This is a genomic window from Gleimia hominis (genome assembly GCF_002871945.2).
GTDB classification, from domain to species: domain Bacteria; phylum Actinomycetota; class Actinomycetes; order Actinomycetales; family Actinomycetaceae; genus Gleimia; species Gleimia hominis_A.
The window spans coordinates 2122635-2137930 of sequence record NZ_CP126963.1; the positions used below are offsets into that span (position 1 = coordinate 2122635).

At 52.2% G+C, this 15296-nt stretch carries 13 protein-coding genes; 11 read left to right on the forward strand and 2 right to left on the reverse strand.

What is annotated here, in order from left to right; translation table 11 throughout:
• Window positions 1-190 precede the first annotated feature (190 nt).
• Together clpB and CJ187_RS09240 are read left to right on the forward strand one after the other, a co-directional pair.
• A complete protein-coding gene (clpB, locus tag CJ187_RS09235; RefSeq protein WP_102216347.1) occupies window positions 191-2788 on the forward strand; it encodes an ATP-dependent chaperone ClpB in 2598 nt (865 codons plus the stop codon).
• Between the two features lie 423 nt (window positions 2789-3211).
• Window positions 3212-4027, forward strand: a complete 816-nt coding sequence (locus CJ187_RS09240) for a serine hydrolase domain-containing protein (protein ID WP_102216346.1) — start codon at window positions 3212-3214, stop codon at window positions 4025-4027.
• Between the two features lie 191 nt (window positions 4028-4218).
• On the opposite strand, the gene CJ187_RS09245 is transcribed toward CJ187_RS09240, so the two are convergent.
• Complete coding sequence (locus CJ187_RS09245) at window positions 4219-4989, reverse strand: exodeoxyribonuclease III (protein ID WP_102216345.1); 771 nt, start codon at window positions 4987-4989, stop codon at window positions 4219-4221.
• Window positions 4990-5036: 47 nt separating this feature from the next.
• Between CJ187_RS09245 and CJ187_RS09250 the strand changes: the two genes are divergently transcribed.
• Window positions 5037-5798 (forward strand): SDR family NAD(P)-dependent oxidoreductase, encoded by a 762-nt coding sequence (locus CJ187_RS09250; protein WP_102216344.1) that lies wholly within the window; start codon window positions 5037-5039, stop codon window positions 5796-5798.
• A 512-nt stretch (window positions 5799-6310) separates the two neighbouring features.
• On the opposite strand, the gene CJ187_RS09255 is transcribed toward CJ187_RS09250, so the two are convergent.
• Window positions 6311-7168, reverse strand: a complete 858-nt coding sequence (locus tag CJ187_RS09255) for an HAD-IIA family hydrolase (protein ID WP_102216343.1) — start codon at window positions 7166-7168, stop codon at window positions 6311-6313.
• Window positions 7169-7261: 93 nt separating this feature from the next.
• Between CJ187_RS09255 and CJ187_RS09260 the strand changes: the two genes are divergently transcribed.
• From CJ187_RS09260 to CJ187_RS09295, 8 genes are all read left to right on the forward strand, one after another.
• On the forward strand, window positions 7262-7891 hold the full coding sequence (locus CJ187_RS09260) for a TrmH family RNA methyltransferase (protein ID WP_102216342.1): 630 nt from the start codon (window positions 7262-7264) through the stop codon (window positions 7889-7891).
• 236 nt (window positions 7892-8127) lie between these two features.
• Window positions 8128-9153 carry a class II fructose-bisphosphate aldolase gene (gene fbaA / locus CJ187_RS09265; RefSeq protein ID WP_102216341.1) on the forward strand — a complete coding sequence of 342 codons (1026 nt, stop codon included), beginning with the start codon at window positions 8128-8130 and terminating at the stop codon, window positions 9151-9153.
• A gap of 206 nt (window positions 9154-9359) precedes the next feature.
• Window positions 9360-10208: a sulfite exporter TauE/SafE family protein gene (locus tag CJ187_RS09270; protein ID WP_102216340.1), complete on the forward strand. Its 849-nt coding sequence runs from the start codon at window positions 9360-9362 to the stop codon at window positions 10206-10208.
• A gap of 617 nt (window positions 10209-10825) precedes the next feature.
• On the forward strand, window positions 10826-11491 hold the full coding sequence (locus CJ187_RS09275; protein WP_146003075.1) for a DUF6318 family protein: 666 nt from the start codon (window positions 10826-10828) through the stop codon (window positions 11489-11491).
• Entirely contained in the window at window positions 11488-12291 is an 804-nt protein-coding gene (locus CJ187_RS09280) for a hypothetical protein (RefSeq protein WP_102216338.1), read from the forward strand. Before CJ187_RS09275 ends, CJ187_RS09280 begins: the two co-directional genes overlap by 4 nt.
• Before the next feature lie 108 nt (window positions 12292-12399).
• A complete protein-coding gene (locus CJ187_RS09285; RefSeq protein ID WP_102216337.1) occupies window positions 12400-13017 on the forward strand; it encodes a DUF6318 family protein in 618 nt (205 codons plus the stop codon).
• 142 nt (window positions 13018-13159) lie between these two features.
• A complete protein-coding gene (locus CJ187_RS09290; RefSeq protein ID WP_146003074.1) occupies window positions 13160-13906 on the forward strand; it encodes a DUF6318 family protein in 747 nt (248 codons plus the stop codon).
• 137 nt (window positions 13907-14043) lie between these two features.
• Window positions 14044-15225 carry a hypothetical protein gene (locus CJ187_RS09295; protein WP_102216335.1) on the forward strand — a complete coding sequence of 394 codons (1182 nt, stop codon included), beginning with the start codon at window positions 14044-14046 and terminating at the stop codon, window positions 15223-15225.
• The last annotated feature ends 71 nt before the right edge of the window (window positions 15226-15296 follow it).

Here is a 15296-nt window from a genome sequence, read left to right on the forward strand (position 1 = left end):
AAGTACCCCCAGGTACCCCCTCAATGGACTGCAGCATTAGACGATGCGGGTTTGTGTTTGTTGTGATTTGGGGTACTCAAACTACTCTAAGTAGTGATGTATGACACTCACAAAAGAGGGTTGAGTGGAATAGACTCAACCTTTGTTTTGTTTACTCATTTAGAGACTGAACGAAAAGGGGTAAACGAAAGTGAACAATAACTTCACTACAAAATCGCAGGAGGCGTTGGCGGACGCGTTGCAAACTGCTGCAGCTGCTGGCAACCCGCAGGTCGAGCCGATGCACCTCCTGAATGCGCTACTTAACCAGGAAGAAGGTATAGCGCTGAGGGTACTTGAGGCGACGGGAGCCTCACGTAAAACAGTTGGGGCAAGGGTCCGGGCGGCGTTGACAGCCTTACCGAGCTCGCAGGGTACCTCTGTTAGCACACCGCAGTCCTCGCGTGCACTAATGGGCGTCCTGTCTGAAGCGGGTGAGATTGCTTCGCGCATGGGCGACCAGTACGTGTCGACTGAGCACCTGCTGACGGGGGTTGCTGAATCCAACTCTGATGCTGGCGAGCTTCTTCAAAGCGTGGGTGCCGACGCAGGTACCCTCGAGAAAGTAACGAAAGAGCTGCGGCCAGAACCAGTTGCGTCAGCGAATCCTGAGGGTACGTTCGAAGCGTTGAAGAAATACGGCCAAGATTTAACGGAACGGGCTCGGGAAGGTCAGATGGACCCTGTCATTGGTCGTGATGCGGAGATCCGCAGAGTTATTCAGGTGCTCTCGCGCCGCACAAAGAATAACCCGGTTCTGATTGGTGAGCCTGGCGTGGGTAAAACGGCTGTTGTTGAGGGGTTAGCGCAGCGTATTGTCGCAGGTGATGTTCCAGAGAGCTTGAAGGATAAGAAGCTCATTAGCTTGGATATTGCTTCAATGCTTGCTGGCGCTAAGTACCGGGGTGAATTTGAGGAACGCTTCAAGGGGGTACTTAATGAGATTAAGAACTCTGATGGGGAAGTAATTACTTTCATCGATGAGCTCCACACAGTGGTAGGTGCTGGTGGTGGTGCTGACGGTGCTATGGATGCGGGTAACATGCTCAAGCCCATGTTGGCGAGGGGAGAATTGCGGCTCGTGGGGGCAACAACTCTTGACGAATACCGGGAGCATGTTGAGAAGGATCCTGCGCTCGAACGTCGGTTCCAGCAGGTTTATGTGGGAGAACCTAGTGTTGATGATACTGTTGCAATTTTGCGCGGTATTGCCCCTAAGTACGAGGCCCATCACAAGGTAACGATTTCTGACGGTGCGATTTTGGCGGCAGCGCAGTTGTCGGATAGGTATATTTCTGGACGCCAATTACCGGATAAAGCTATTGACTTAATTGACGAGGCGGCGTCTAGGCTTCGGATGGAGCTGGATTCGTCGCCGACGGAGATAGACGTGCTTCAGCGGCAGGTCAACCGGTTGCGCATGGAGGAGTCATACCTGACGGAGTCGGATCCTAATAATGAGGATGAGTCTAGTCAGGATCAGTTAGAGAAGGTGCGTTCTGAGCTGGCTGATCGGCAGGAAGAGTTGAATGCTCTGACTGCTCGGTGGGAGCAGGAGAAAGCGGGGCGTAACCGCGTTGGTGATTTGAGGGTACGTCTGGATGAGTTGCGTACTCAGTTAGAACTTGCGATGCGTGAGGGCCGGTATGAGGAAGCGGGGCGATTGCAAAACGGGGAGATCCCGCAGATCGAGAGGCAGATTGAGGAGGCTGAAGCGCAGGAAGACACTGCTGACATCGAACCGATGATTGCCGAGAAGGTGGGGCCAGGTGAAATTGCTGAGGTGATTGAGTCCTGGACTGGTATTCCTACTGGGCGGTTGTTGCAGGGGGAGATGGAAAAGCTTCTTTCGATGGAGGATGTGATTGGTGAGCGTCTAATTGGACAGCGAGCTGCTGTGACTTCGGTGTCTGATGCTGTTCGCCGTTCACGCGCCGGGGTGTCTGACCCGAATCGTCCTACGGGTTCGTTCTTGTTCCTTGGCCCTACCGGGGTTGGGAAGACTGAGCTTGCGAAATCGTTGGCTGATTTCCTTTTTGATGATGAGCATGCGATTGTGCGCATCGATATGAGTGAGTATTCAGAGAAGCACTCTGTGTCTCGTTTGGTTGGGGCTCCTCCAGGGTACGTTGGGTACGATGAGGGGGGTCAGTTAACGGAGGCGGTCCGCCGTCGGCCTTACTCGGTTGTGCTGCTTGATGAGGTGGAGAAAGCTCACCCTGAGGTTTTCAACATTCTGCTGCAGGTGTTGGATGATGGCAGGTTGACTGATGGTCAGGGACGGACTGTTGATTTCCGTAACACTATCTTGGTGTTGACGTCCAACTTGGGATCGCAGTTTTTGACGGATCCGACTTCAGGTGATGAGCAGAAGCATAATCAAGTTATGGCGATGGTGAAGCAGTCCTTTAAGCCGGAGTTTTTGAATCGGCTTGATGAGATCCTGATTTTCGATCCGCTTACTCGTGAGGAGCTGGCTCAGATCGTTGATATTCAGGTTGCACGGATGGCTGCACGTTTGTCGTCGCGCCGCATTGAGCTAGTTGTAAGTGATGAGGCGAAAGCGTGGTTGGCTGACCATGGTTATGACCCGGCTTTCGGTGCGCGTCCGCTTCGTCGGCTGGTGCAACGAGAGATTGGGGACCGCTTGGCGAAGCTGATTCTTAGCGGCGGTGTTGATGATGGAAGTGTTGTTGAGGTTGGGGTCGCCGAAGGCGATGATGTTTTGTCGCTAGCGGTAACCGAGTAGAAGGTACCCCCGGTCCGTAACTGGGGGAATCTGTTGAAGTGCGTGCTTTTCCACTGGGAAGGCGCGCACTTCTTTTTACAGATATACCTGGCTGCGTTCGCGACTTTTCACCGTAGGTACCCCCGCTGAATAAGTTCCTTAGTTCCCCTCGTAGCCGGTTGGGCGTTGCTGTATCAGCTCTTGCTCGCGGTGGCCGAAAAGGCGAAAGAGGGTACCTGCGGCATCCGTGAGGGGGAAGACGGGGGGTTAATCACCCTAAGAAATAGGGGTACCCGGAGAAAGGGGAGGGGGTACCTGAGGCGCACAAAAGTCCGGAGCGGGTACCTGGAGGGGGCGAGGCTGAGGGGGCGTGAAGACCGCGGTATGGCACTGAGTAGTTCGCGAATTTGTTTAGGTTAGTATTCAGATAGAAACGAAAGGTAGATGATGCTTGAAATACCAGATGAGGTGCAACCACCGTTTGACTGTGCCATTGGGTGCATGCAAAAGAGTGGGGCGCAGATGGTTTTTGGTGATGAAACAAAGGTGTTTGACTACATGTCGGTCACCAAGGTTTTCGCGGCTATTGGCGTATTAGTGGCAGTTGAACGCGGCCACCTGGAGTTAGGTACTCCCGTTGAGGTTGCCGGCGAAACTGTCACCATCAAGCATTTGCTTGCTCACGCCTCAGGGGTAGCATTCGACAAAAATGAACGCCAAGCGGAACCGGAAACGCGCAGAATATACTCAAATTTTGGGTTTGAACGTATGGCAAACGCGGTCGAAGAACATGTGGGAACGGCGTTTAACGACTGGTTAGAAACCGAGGTACTTGAACCTTTAGGAATGGTCGAAACGAGCATCACCGGATCCTGTGCTTACAGTGGAACTGGTTCGCTTCGAGATCTCATGGCGCTTGCGAACGAGCTCTTAGAACCAACGCTGATTTCCACTGACTTGCATGATCAAATGTTGACTGAGACTTACCCCGGGATACGCGGGATAACTCCCGGGTATGGTTCCTATCGGGATAATGCGTGGGGGCTCGGGGTGGAAATAAAGAAGGATAAGCAGCGAACTTGGTTCCCGCCTCAAGCTTCAGAAAACGCCTTCGGACATTTTGGCCAATCAGGGTCTTTTATTTGGGTGGATCCTGCGCGGGGTGCAGCGGGCGCGTTCTTGGGAGATGAGCCTTTCGGCAAATGGCATCAGCAGCATTGGCAACAGCTGGGCGATTATCTCCTGCAATGCGCGAACTAGTTTTCCCCACTCCGCCCATATGATGGTCACCATGTCCGGAAGCCTATAGCCGGAAGCTGGTGGACGGAATCCTAAAGCCGAAAGCTGGTCACCATGCCCGGAATCCTGTAGCTAGCAGCCGGAATGCGGTAGCTGGCAGAGCAGCGTCTTGCATTAGTACCGCTTACGGCCGCTAGGCCATTCTTGTGAGGCTATTGGAAGTCGACAATAACTGGAACGTGATCGGAAGCGCCTTTACCTTTGCGCTCATTCCTGTCGATGTCCGCATCGATAGCGCGTTCCGCGAGGTCTGGAGAAGCGTAAACGAAGTCAATTCGCATGCCCTCATTTTTGGGAAAGCGGAGTTTTTGGTAATCCCAGTACGTGTAGTTTGTGACGTATTCGCGGGTTAGTTCCTTCATCCCCAGGCTGGCGAATTGGTTAAACGCCGTTCGTTCAGGTTCGGAAACATGCGTGTCACCCTCAAAAACACTGATATCCCACACGTCTTCATCCAGAGGAGCTACGTTCCAATCTCCCACTAACGCTAGGGGGGTAGTGGATTTCTCCAGGTACCCTCGAGTGTAGTTCGCGAGATTATTTAAGAATTCCAGCTTGTATTGGTAATGAGGGTCCTGCAGGGTCCGCCCGTTTGGAATATAGAGTGACCACACCCTTACCCCGTCACAAACAGCGCTGATTGCACGCGCCTCCAACTTGTCTTTGAAGGTGGGTTGCGTGGGGAAATTGGTTTCCACGTCTTTTAATCCGACTCGAGAGGCTATAGCGACACCGTTCCACTGGTTCATGCCAGTCATTTTTACTTCATAACCGGCATCTTCGAACCTGTCGAACGGGAATTGGTCGGGCTTGCATTTTAGTTCTTGCATAGCAAGGACATCGGTGTTAGATCGCTCCAAGAACGCGATCACGCGGTCGATGCGAGCGCGGATTGAGTTGATATTCCAGGTTACAAGTCTCATGCCTAGATGGTAGCGGATTGAGGGGGTACTTTCGCTAATGTGGAGGTATGGGAACAGCGTTAATCACAGGTGCAAGTAGTGGTCTTGGGGAAGAGTTCGCGTGGCAGTTAGCTACCGCAAAGCATAACGTGGTGCTTGTAGCAAGGCGCCGAGAGAAACTTGAGCAGCTAGCGAATAAACTCGAGCAGGCATGCGGTGTGCGCGCGGAGGTCATTGTGGCTGATCTTTGTGCTAAGCAAGATCGCCAAAAAGTGCAACACCGTCTGCGCACCTCCAGGTACCCCGTTGGGCTGCTGGTTAATAATGCTGGTTTTGGTTTGGGGTCGTCGTTTCTTGAAAACTCTCTGGAGGACGAGAACTATGGCCTTGACGTGATGGTACGCGCAGTGATGGAGCTGTGTCACACTGCGGCGCGGGAAATGGTTGGGCGAGGTCGGGGAGCGATATTGAATGTATCGTCTGTGGCTTCTGAAACGGGAATGGGTACTTATTCGGCGCATAAAGCCTGGGTGAGGTCGTTTTCTGAAGGATTAGCTGAGGAGCTGAAGGGTACTAACGTGACCTGCACGGCTGTGGTACCCGGTATGGTTCGGACGCATTTTCACGATAATTTTGTGCTTGATACCTCCCAGGTACCCCCGGTGGTTTGGGTGAGCGCAGAAACGGTTGTGTCGGAGTCTTTGCGCGCTGTTAGTAGGGGAAAAACGTGGGTGGTACCCTCATTAAAATACAAGGTCACTGACACGCTCAGCCGGGTATCTCCACGCCGAATGGTGCGTTACGTGACCCGGCATTTGCCGCACGTGTAGGGCTGGTTCTTACGACCCCGATCTGCTCGAGTTAGCTGAGGGTACCTCAGGCGCCAACACAGATTGCGCAGGTGCGGTAATACATTCAGCGTTTTCCAAGGGCAGTGTCATGGATTAGTCAGAGTGGTTTCGTAAGATTTAATCACCTTCAGGAAAGAAATCCTGTTTGAGGAGAGTTTGTGGTTGCTTTGAGCGGCACCTTACTCGCACTGTGTTGATGGGATAGTAAGAAGACCACGCTTAACACGTGGTCTTCTTTCTCAATTAGAGGGCTTCCCCGTAGCCGTATCAGACGGCTTGCGGGCTATAGCCCCCGTCGTTCCAGTATCTGGCTTACAGGCCCATTTTCTTGAAACGGCTTGGAATCTTGTTCGTTCTGCTACGTACAATGCTTGGATCTCTGGTTGTTTTGAGGCGTAGAAGCCTTCGATTCCTGTTTGCTTTGTGGCCTACAAGCCTTTGATTCCTGTTTGCCCTGCAGTCCGGTGAGCCGGTAGGCCGGGGCCGCTAGGTTAGTTCTTCATTGCTTGGATAGCTTCGTCTCTTTCGAATGAGGCGCGCGCGTTCTCGCGGACAACGTCTACTAGGTCTGCGATCGAGTCGTGCACATGCCACGGCCGGAAGGGGAACTTTGTGATTTCTTCTTCAGAGGTTGAACCGGTTAGTACCAGGTGGGTGCGTAGTCCGGCTTCAATCCCAGCTTGTACGTCCGTGTCCATCCGATCGCCTATCAGCGCTGTGGTTTCTGAGTGGACGTCGATTTTGTTCAGTCCGGTGCGCAGCATTATTGAGTTAGGTTTGCCGACGAAGTAGGGGGTTTTCCCGGTGGCTTTTGTGATCATGGCTGCTACAGAGCCGGTTGCGGGGAGGGTACCTTCTTTTGATGGGCCGGTCACGTCTGGGTTGGTGGCGATGAATTTCGCTCCTTTTTCGATGAAGCGGATTGCTTGTGTGATCGCGTTGAATGAGTAGTTTCTGGTTTCGCCTAGAACCACGTATTCGGGGTTCGTTTCTGTCATTACGTACCCTGCTTCGTGTAGCGCTGTGGTTAAGCCTGCTTCTCCGATTACGAATGCTGATGAGTTCGGGGATTGTTGCGATAGGAATGCTGCTGTTGATAGTGCTGAGGTCCAGATGCGTTCTTCTGGTATTTGCAGCCCGGAGTCTTGCAGCCGTGCGGATAGGTCGCGAGGGGTGAAGATTGAGTTGTTAGTGAGTACCAGGAAGGGTACTTCGAGGTCGGTGAGTGTGTCGATGAAGTCTTGGGCCCCTGGAATGGCGTGTTGTTCGTGTACGAGTACGCCGTCCATGTCGGTTAGCCAGGATCTTACTGGGGGTAGTTCGTCGAGCGTGTATGCGCTGGTGGTCATTATTCCTCCGTTTGTGTGTCTTCTATTGTGAGCATAGTAAACTGCGATGCGGTTGTGTATTGACTTAGCTGAAAATGGTTTGGGGGTACCTGGTTGTCTGAAGAGGTGGAGCCGGTTCGTAAGGGCGTTGGTCCTTGGCCGGGTGGTGAAGGGAATTGGCCTGAGGAACCATGGTATGACCCTGAGTTTTTGAGGGACGGCGATAGGCGCAACGTGGAGGATCGGTTTAGGTACTGGCGGATGAGCGCGATCCGGGAGCAGCTTGATCGTGAGGCGTTGGGGTTAGAAGTTGCGGTTGAGAATCTGGGGCATGATTTCAACATTGGATCTATTGTGCGTACCGCGAATGGGATGGGGGTACGTCGGGTTCATATTGTGGGGAAGCGACGTTGGAATCGGCGGGGTGCGATGGTGACTGATCGTTATCTTGAGGTAGTCCATCATCCGAGTGTTGAAGAGTTTCTTGAGGATGTGACTGGCCGGGGGCTTGAAGTGGTTGGTGTGGATAATACTGAGGGGTCTGTTTCACTTGAGGGTACCTCCTTGCGTAAGGAGACGGTTTTGGTGATGGGGGAGGAGTCTTCGGGTTTATCTGCGGAGATGGTGGCGGCGTGTAATCGGGTGCTGCACATAACGCAGTTTGGGTCTACGCGGTCAATTAATGTTGGGCACGCGGCGGCGATCGCAATGTGGGCGTGGGGTGTTCAGAATCGTTCCTGGTAGCACACTTTAACCCAGGTACCCCCGCCGTTGAGCCTGCATGTACCCTCGCGTTGAGATCACCCAGGTACCCCCGCCCCGAGTACCCAGGCACCTAGCATGGAGACACCAGGTACCCTCAAGAAAAAGATGGTGAGGAAACAGGTGATGGGAGGGGGACTAAGTCCCCGGTGATATTGGGGTACTAGTGTGGGATAATTAGAGGGTCACTGACGTCTACATCGAAGGAGTCATCGAAAGTGGCTATTGCAACTCCAGAAGTTTACAACGAGATGCTGGACCGGGCGAAGGAAGGTAAGTTCGCTTACCCGGCGATTAACGTAACTTCGTCGCAGACACTGACCGCGGCTCTTCAGGGGTTCGCGGAGGCAGAGTCCGACGGTATTATTCAGGTTTCGGTAGGAGGTGCCGAGTACTGGTCGGGCTCCACAGTCAAGGATCGTGTTGCAGGTTCGTTGGCTATGGTCGCGTATGCTCGTGAGGTTGCGAAGAATTACGACGTGACTGTTGCTTTGCATACGGATCACTGTGCTAAACAGAATCTGGACAGCTGGGTTATTCCTCTGCTTGAACTTGAGGAGAAGGAAGTTAAGGCTGGGCGTGAACCGTTCTTCCAGTCGCACATGTGGGATGGTTCCGCGGTGCCGTTGAAGGAGAACCTCGAGATCGCGCAGAAGATGTTGGATCTTTCTCAGAAGGCTAACACGATCCTGGAAGTTGAGATCGGTGTTGTGGGTGGTGAAGAAGACGGTGTAGTTGGTGAGATCAACGAGAAACTGTACACCACCACTGAAGATGGTATTAAGACGGTTGAGGCTCTGGGATTCGGCGAAAAGGGTCGTTACATGACGGCGCTGACGTTCGGTAACGTGCACGGTGTGTACAAGCCGGGTCACGTGAAGCTGCGCCCAGAGATTCTTGGGACCATCCAGGAAGAGGTTGGGGCTAAGTTCGACAAGGGCAATCGTCCGTTTGACCTGGTTATGCACGGTGGGTCTGGGTCTTCTGCCGAGGAGATCAAGACGGCTGTGGATAACGGTGTTATTAAGATGAACGTTGATACGGATACGCAGTACGCGTTTACCCGCCCGGTTGCGGAGTGGATGCTGCGTAAGTACGACGAGGTTCTGAAGATCGACGGTGAGGTTGGTGTGAAGAAGTCCTACGATCCACGTTCATGGGGTAAGGCTGCGGAAGCTGGTATGCGTGCCCGCGTTGTTGAGGCGTGTGAGCGTCTCGGTTCGACCGGTACCAAGATGAAATAAGGTTCTTCGTTAACCTGTTTTCTGGTCAGGGTCCCAACTTTAGCGAGTTGGGACCCTCTCTTGTGGGTCGAAACTTCTTGTGGGCGAAGCTGACTGAAACGGTGGCGTGCGTGCCGTGGGCAGAGTAGCGGCAGGGGGAATTAAGCTGCGTCTGTGAGTTATTCTGCGGAGCTTTAGGATGAAGAGGGTACTTAGTTAGGAGCCGTATGATCGTTGCATTGCTGGTGGGGGCGCTGGTTGGACTCGTAGTAGGAGTGCTGGGGGCGGGCGGTGGTATTTTGGCGGTACCTGCGTTGACGTTGCTGTTGGGACAGCCTCCGCATGGGGCGGCCGCCGGGTCGTTGTTGATTGTTCTTGCCACTTCTTTAGTTGCGTTGCCGCACAGGTTTAATCGGCATGAGGCGCGGGTTAAGGAAGGTGTTATCTTCGGCTTATTGTCTGCGGTTGGGTCTGTAGTAGGTGCGAGGCTTTCCGCGTTTGTGCCGGGTTGGTTGCTGTTCACGCTCTTCGGTTTGATGGTGGGGGTCGTTGGGGTGCAGATGCTGGTGAAAACCCGTGCGTCTAGCGCCGGTGCGGAACAAGCATCTTCAAACCCCCAAGGTACCCCCGCGGAAAGTAGTCCTGATCAGCAGCTAAACAGTGCCTCCACCGATGTGACTGGGGTACAAATACCTGGGGGTACCTGGAAGCGAAATGGGGGGAAACTGTTCTTTGCCGCGCTGATAACGGGGTTGCTGACAGGATTCTTCGGTGTAGGTGGCGGGTTCTTGATCGTGCCGGTCTTAACGTTGCTCATGCATTACCCGATTAGGGAGGCGTCTGGGACCTCGCTCATAGTAATGTCACTTGCCTCAGTTTTCGGCCTGATTGCTCGGATAGGTCAGCCGCTGAACGTTGACTGGAGCGTGGTGGTTTTCTTCATGGTGGGTTCCATGGTCGGTGGGGTCGTGGGCGGACCGCTGTCGACGCGTATCCGCCCGGTGATGCTTCAACGCATTTTCGGATTCTTACTTCTTATTGTGTGCGCAGTTAGTCTCGCATCGGTCGTTGTGTAGTTCCGTTTTGCATGTTCGGATATGGGGAGAAACCGTTCTGACTCGTTTGGGTGTCTTTGTGTTTTGATTTAGCATGTGGGCACAACCACGCCAGGTACCCTCAATTTTGTTTTTCCTAGTAGAGCCTCTTTCGTGTGAGGTCCTTGGCTCAAGATAAATGCGGAGTGAACCACTCTTATTAAAAGTTTAAAGGAATGCGAGTAGCTTAACTGAGCATATTAACGGAGTGAACTTGTATAAATCTCTATAAGTCGGTGTGTTCAGTATATGTCGTATTTGCATGTGAACATTTTTGTGTTTATGTGAAATATGTAGTTGTATTCCTGTCTGGCGTCTTGGTGCTGTCCAGTGTTGAGGCCCCCTGTTGTTAGGTGATTAAACTGCTGGTTATGGAATGCGCGTCTTATTTTGATTTAGGAAATACCTATAATCCTGGGATTGACGGCGTTGTCTTGTCCGGATTGTAGGAAGGTTTTCCACAGTTGGGTTTGGGCTCTGGTTTTATTTGTGGGGTTCGTTTATTGTTCTTTTTAGCGGTTGGTTTTTGTTAGCTGGCGGCTTGTTCGTGTAGGCGAGTTTGAGGATTTTCGATGTTGCGGACCCTCTTTGGTAATCGTGTGTCTCGGCTAGTTTTAGTGTTGGTTTTGTTGTTGGCTTGTGTGCTTACTGTTTCTGCCTGTGGTGGTAAGAGTTCGGGTGAGGAGTCTAAGGGTGCGGTGGGGGCTTCTCCTGCAGCGTCGTCTTCTGGTGGGGGTTCGTCTTCTCCGTCGGTGTCGGCTTCTGAGGAGGCGTTGGTTCCTCCGCCTCCGGTGTCGGAGCGTTATCCGCATGATAAGCCTGAGTATCCGCAGGAAGGGTATGTGCATTCCCAGGAGGGGGCGATTAAGGTTGCGCAGTATTTTACGGAGCTGATTGGGTATTCCTACAGCACTTTGGATACCAGGCCTCTTGAGAAACTATGCGACAAGAAGACAGCGCAAAACTGCTTGGAACTCATAGAGAGCGTTACTAAGACTGTTGAAGATCGTTCTTGGTACAAGAATGTTGACACGTTGGATTACTCGTTCAAGGGCGCGTATCTTCCCAAAGAGGATATTCCAGGTGAGATTTCTTTCCGTTTTATCGTCAAGGGGAAAACCTACGAGTTTTACAGCGGCATACGTAAAGGACCATTAAAGAATATTACGGACCCGGATCAAGAGGTCGTCGTCAATCTTTCTTGGAAGAACAATAGCTGGATCGTCGCTGACGGGCTATTTGTGTTCTTAAAGGAGAAGAAATGAGCAAGTTGTTGGCTTGTTTGTCTTGTGTCTCGCTGTTGGTTTCTGCCGTGGCCACGGTTGACGACGGTGATCTACGAAGAACCGATTATGGAGACTCGCGTGAAGACTCAACAAATAAAACATACTCTTCCAAGAGTTATATAGATATTAATGTTCAGTCTCATAGTGTTATTTATTCTTATGATACGGGTGGTGAGGCTTCGGTTGCTCAGCCTAGTTATGAGGCTTCTGCTCCTGCTGCGGGTGGGGTGAGTGCTTATCGTGGGGGTGGGGCTAGTGGTGGTTGGGGTGGGGGCAGGGACTTGTCGTTTAAGTCTTCTGCTGCGCCTGCTGGGCTGGGGGAGGAGCCGAAGGTGGTGACTCCTTTTCAAAAGGCGATTGCGGCGGTGGCTGCTGATAGTCCGCCTCAACCACGGTTGCATGTCCAGCCTGATCGGGGGTGGGTGTGGACTGGGTTACCAACTATTTTCTACTATACGAATACGTCTAAGACCTCGCGGGTTGATGGGGCGGAGGTTAGTTGGTATGTGACTACTCACCGGTTGGATTATGCTGATGGGAGGACGCAGTTGTTCAGTGGTGATGGTGCTCCGTATCCGAATCAGTCGCTGGTGCATGAGTATGTGGAGCCGCTGCGTAATATTGAGGTTCATTCCACTACGTTTTGGAGTGCGCGAGTGAAAGTCGATGGGCAAGTCTTTACTCTCGACACTAACCGCACTACCCATGAGGTTAGTAGCATGTTTGATGCTAAACGCCCCCGCTCGTCCCTAGTCGTCACCCCCGGCTGGGACGAATAACCAACCAGCCCCCAAACAGGCCAAATAACCACCATCCAAAACCAAAACCAAAACCACCAGATTTTCGAAAAGTTCAGTTCCCATACCTTGTATTAAGGAGAATCAGTAATGCGTAACACTGTTAACAACCGCAAATTCCAGCTAGCTATCCTCAGTGCAATCCTCCTAGCATGCACGCCGGCACTATCAGCTTGCAGCCACACAAGCGCAGATGAACTAGAGCAAAAAGCAGGCGAGAAGGCCTCTCCTCCATCACCGGCTGAACGCTACCCTCAAGAAAAACCTGAATACCCCGAAGAAGGCCGGGAACACAGTGAACGCGGCGCGTTCAAAGTAGCTGCCTACTTCACGGAACTAATCGGATACTCATACAGTACTTACGACACAAAACCTCTCGAACAACTCTGTTCCGAAGAAACAGCTAAAGAATGCAAAAAAATCATTACAAATATCGACCAAGCTCGTGAAAAAGGCGAATGGTACAAGAACTTCGACACAAGCAATACGAGTATCGGCATGACCCATGCGCCCGAAAAAGGAGAAATCGGAGACCTCGTAATCACCTTGAGTCCAGATAAAGTTAAGTACGAAATCCACACTCCTGAACAAAAAGACGGAAAGCAAGTTATTAAATCTCCCCGCATCAATAATAAATGCAACCTCTCATGGAAAACAGATCACTGGGTCGTAGCAGACTGCAAAACCACATTTGTGAACGACAAGTAAAGAAACGATACGAGTCCGACCTTCCACCAACTACTGTCCGCATCTAATAAAAGAACTTATTCCGCTAAATACTCACGAGTAAATAGTCACGACCACACATCACTACATCTGACAAACACTTTCTTAGCTTGAGGAGTTGAAAATGCGCAATCAAACAAAACAAAGTCACCGGCAGGCTCTAACCGTTGTCCCCCTTTTAGCATGTTCGATGACGCTAGCCGCCTGCAGCAGCGACAAAAACACTGCTGTGGAATCTCCTCAAGAGGAAAGCAAGGGACACATTAAAGACTTTGCAAAAACCGCAGAAGAGAACTCATTTGCCCAACAAGCAGATGGAACCGACCCAAACCAGAGTGGATCAGGTGCGCCCAACGGTGCTCCAGGCAGTTATGAAGAACTGGTCGAACCTCCACCGGTAGAAGAACGATACCCGTACAGCAAACCCAAATACCCGACAGAGGGGCGTACGCAATCGCGTGAAGGAGCGCTCGCAGTAGCGAAATACTACACTGAGCTAATCGGTTATTCATTCAGCACTCTTGACACGAAGCCGCTAGAGGAATTATGTGATCGGGAAACCGCACGGCAATGCCGAGGAATCATCAACCTGATCCTCGACAAGAAAAAACATGGTGCGTGGATGTTCCGCGTGGATACCAGGAAAAACGAGGTCAGCCGGGTTGAGAAACCTGAAACTGGTATGCCCGGCCAGATCCTCGTGCTCCACACCGTAAAAGACGTAAGATATGCTAGTTACGATATGAGGAACGGGCCGAATATTGAGATAAAGGTGCACGACTCGCTAATCGCCTCCGCCTACCTCGAGTGGAAAGACAACCGCTGGATCCTCGCAGACGGCAGGTACCTAACACTCACGCGAACGCAGTAACCTTAAGTTTCAAAACGCAAAGAATATTTGCACAGCCGCACTATCTACCTACCTTTAGGACCGCGAAAACGATATTGTTGAGGTAGTACAGTCACAAAAAGAAGAAACATAGGGCAGAGTGTTTCAAGGAGGCCCAAATGTCAACGAGTAAACAAGCATGGGAACGAGTTGAAGGAATCATTGTGGCTCCACAACTGGACCCACAAGCAGTGTCAGACTACATCGCCAAAACAAAAGCTGTAGCCACCATTGACTGGTTCGACGCCACCCCAAACCTACTGGGCCTAACACTAGCTGCTGACAACGGACGCCTAGCTACCGTAAACGCAGAGAACCAAATCACCCCCCATATCGCGATAGAAGACTTCGCACTAAAACTAGCGCAAACATTCAAAGCAGACGTGATGATCGGTGACGTGCAAGCTGACGCCATGGAGGACGATGCAAAAGTAACTCACGGTGAAGGAACTGAAGACGAACACTTCACCGCCATCGAGTTCACGCAAACTCCCGCCTCCTCCGTGCCACTACTAGCAGCCCTGCACGATGTGGACATCGCAACCATGGAACTGTCAGAAGACGAACGCGTAATCATCTACGAATCAGACAACCCCCGCAACCTACTGCTCGGAGGTGAACCAGCAGTAGTCCTCGTTTACTCCGACGGTGAACTGAAAATACGTCTCCAACGCGAAGAAACCGACGAAGACGAAACCATGCCCATGTTCAACTGGTCCATGCGCACCCGCACCGTGGCGGGCGCGCACAAAGATGACGCGGTTGAACAACAAGCACAAGAGCTCGTCGGAGCTAAAACGGATCTAATCGAAATCGGGCAAGCAATTCCCTCCGCCGATGTTGAAGCTCTGCTCGCAACCGTGGGTAAAAAAGGCAACGACCTATGCCGCTCCGTCGTAACTGCACTAGGTCTTCCCCCCGAGGTCGCTCTGGTGCTGCAAGGATACGCCCCACTACGTGACCTGCCTGGCGCAGACTTCAACGACCCACGCGGAATCGCGAACGCCATCGGTCGAAGTGTTGACCGGATGCTCAACGAACCCGAATCACGTGCCCGCTCATTCTGGGACGGATACAACGACGTAGTCACAGAAAAACCGTGGATGGTTTACGGCGCATCCGCCGCGGAAGCAGTCACCGGATCCCTCGCAATCGCCAACTTCGCAAGGAAGCACAAAACCGAACGCAACTGGCTAACAAAACTCGGACTCGGAATCGGGATAGTGCTACTAATCGACTCAGTTGCCGAACTATCACTAGCCAAATACGTGTCACTACGTGACAACCGAAAACAACACTAGCGCAAAAAACCGGGTGCACCTGGGGCTTCAACCAAAAGGTTAAGCCCCAGTTGCCGTGCCGGCACGCTGAC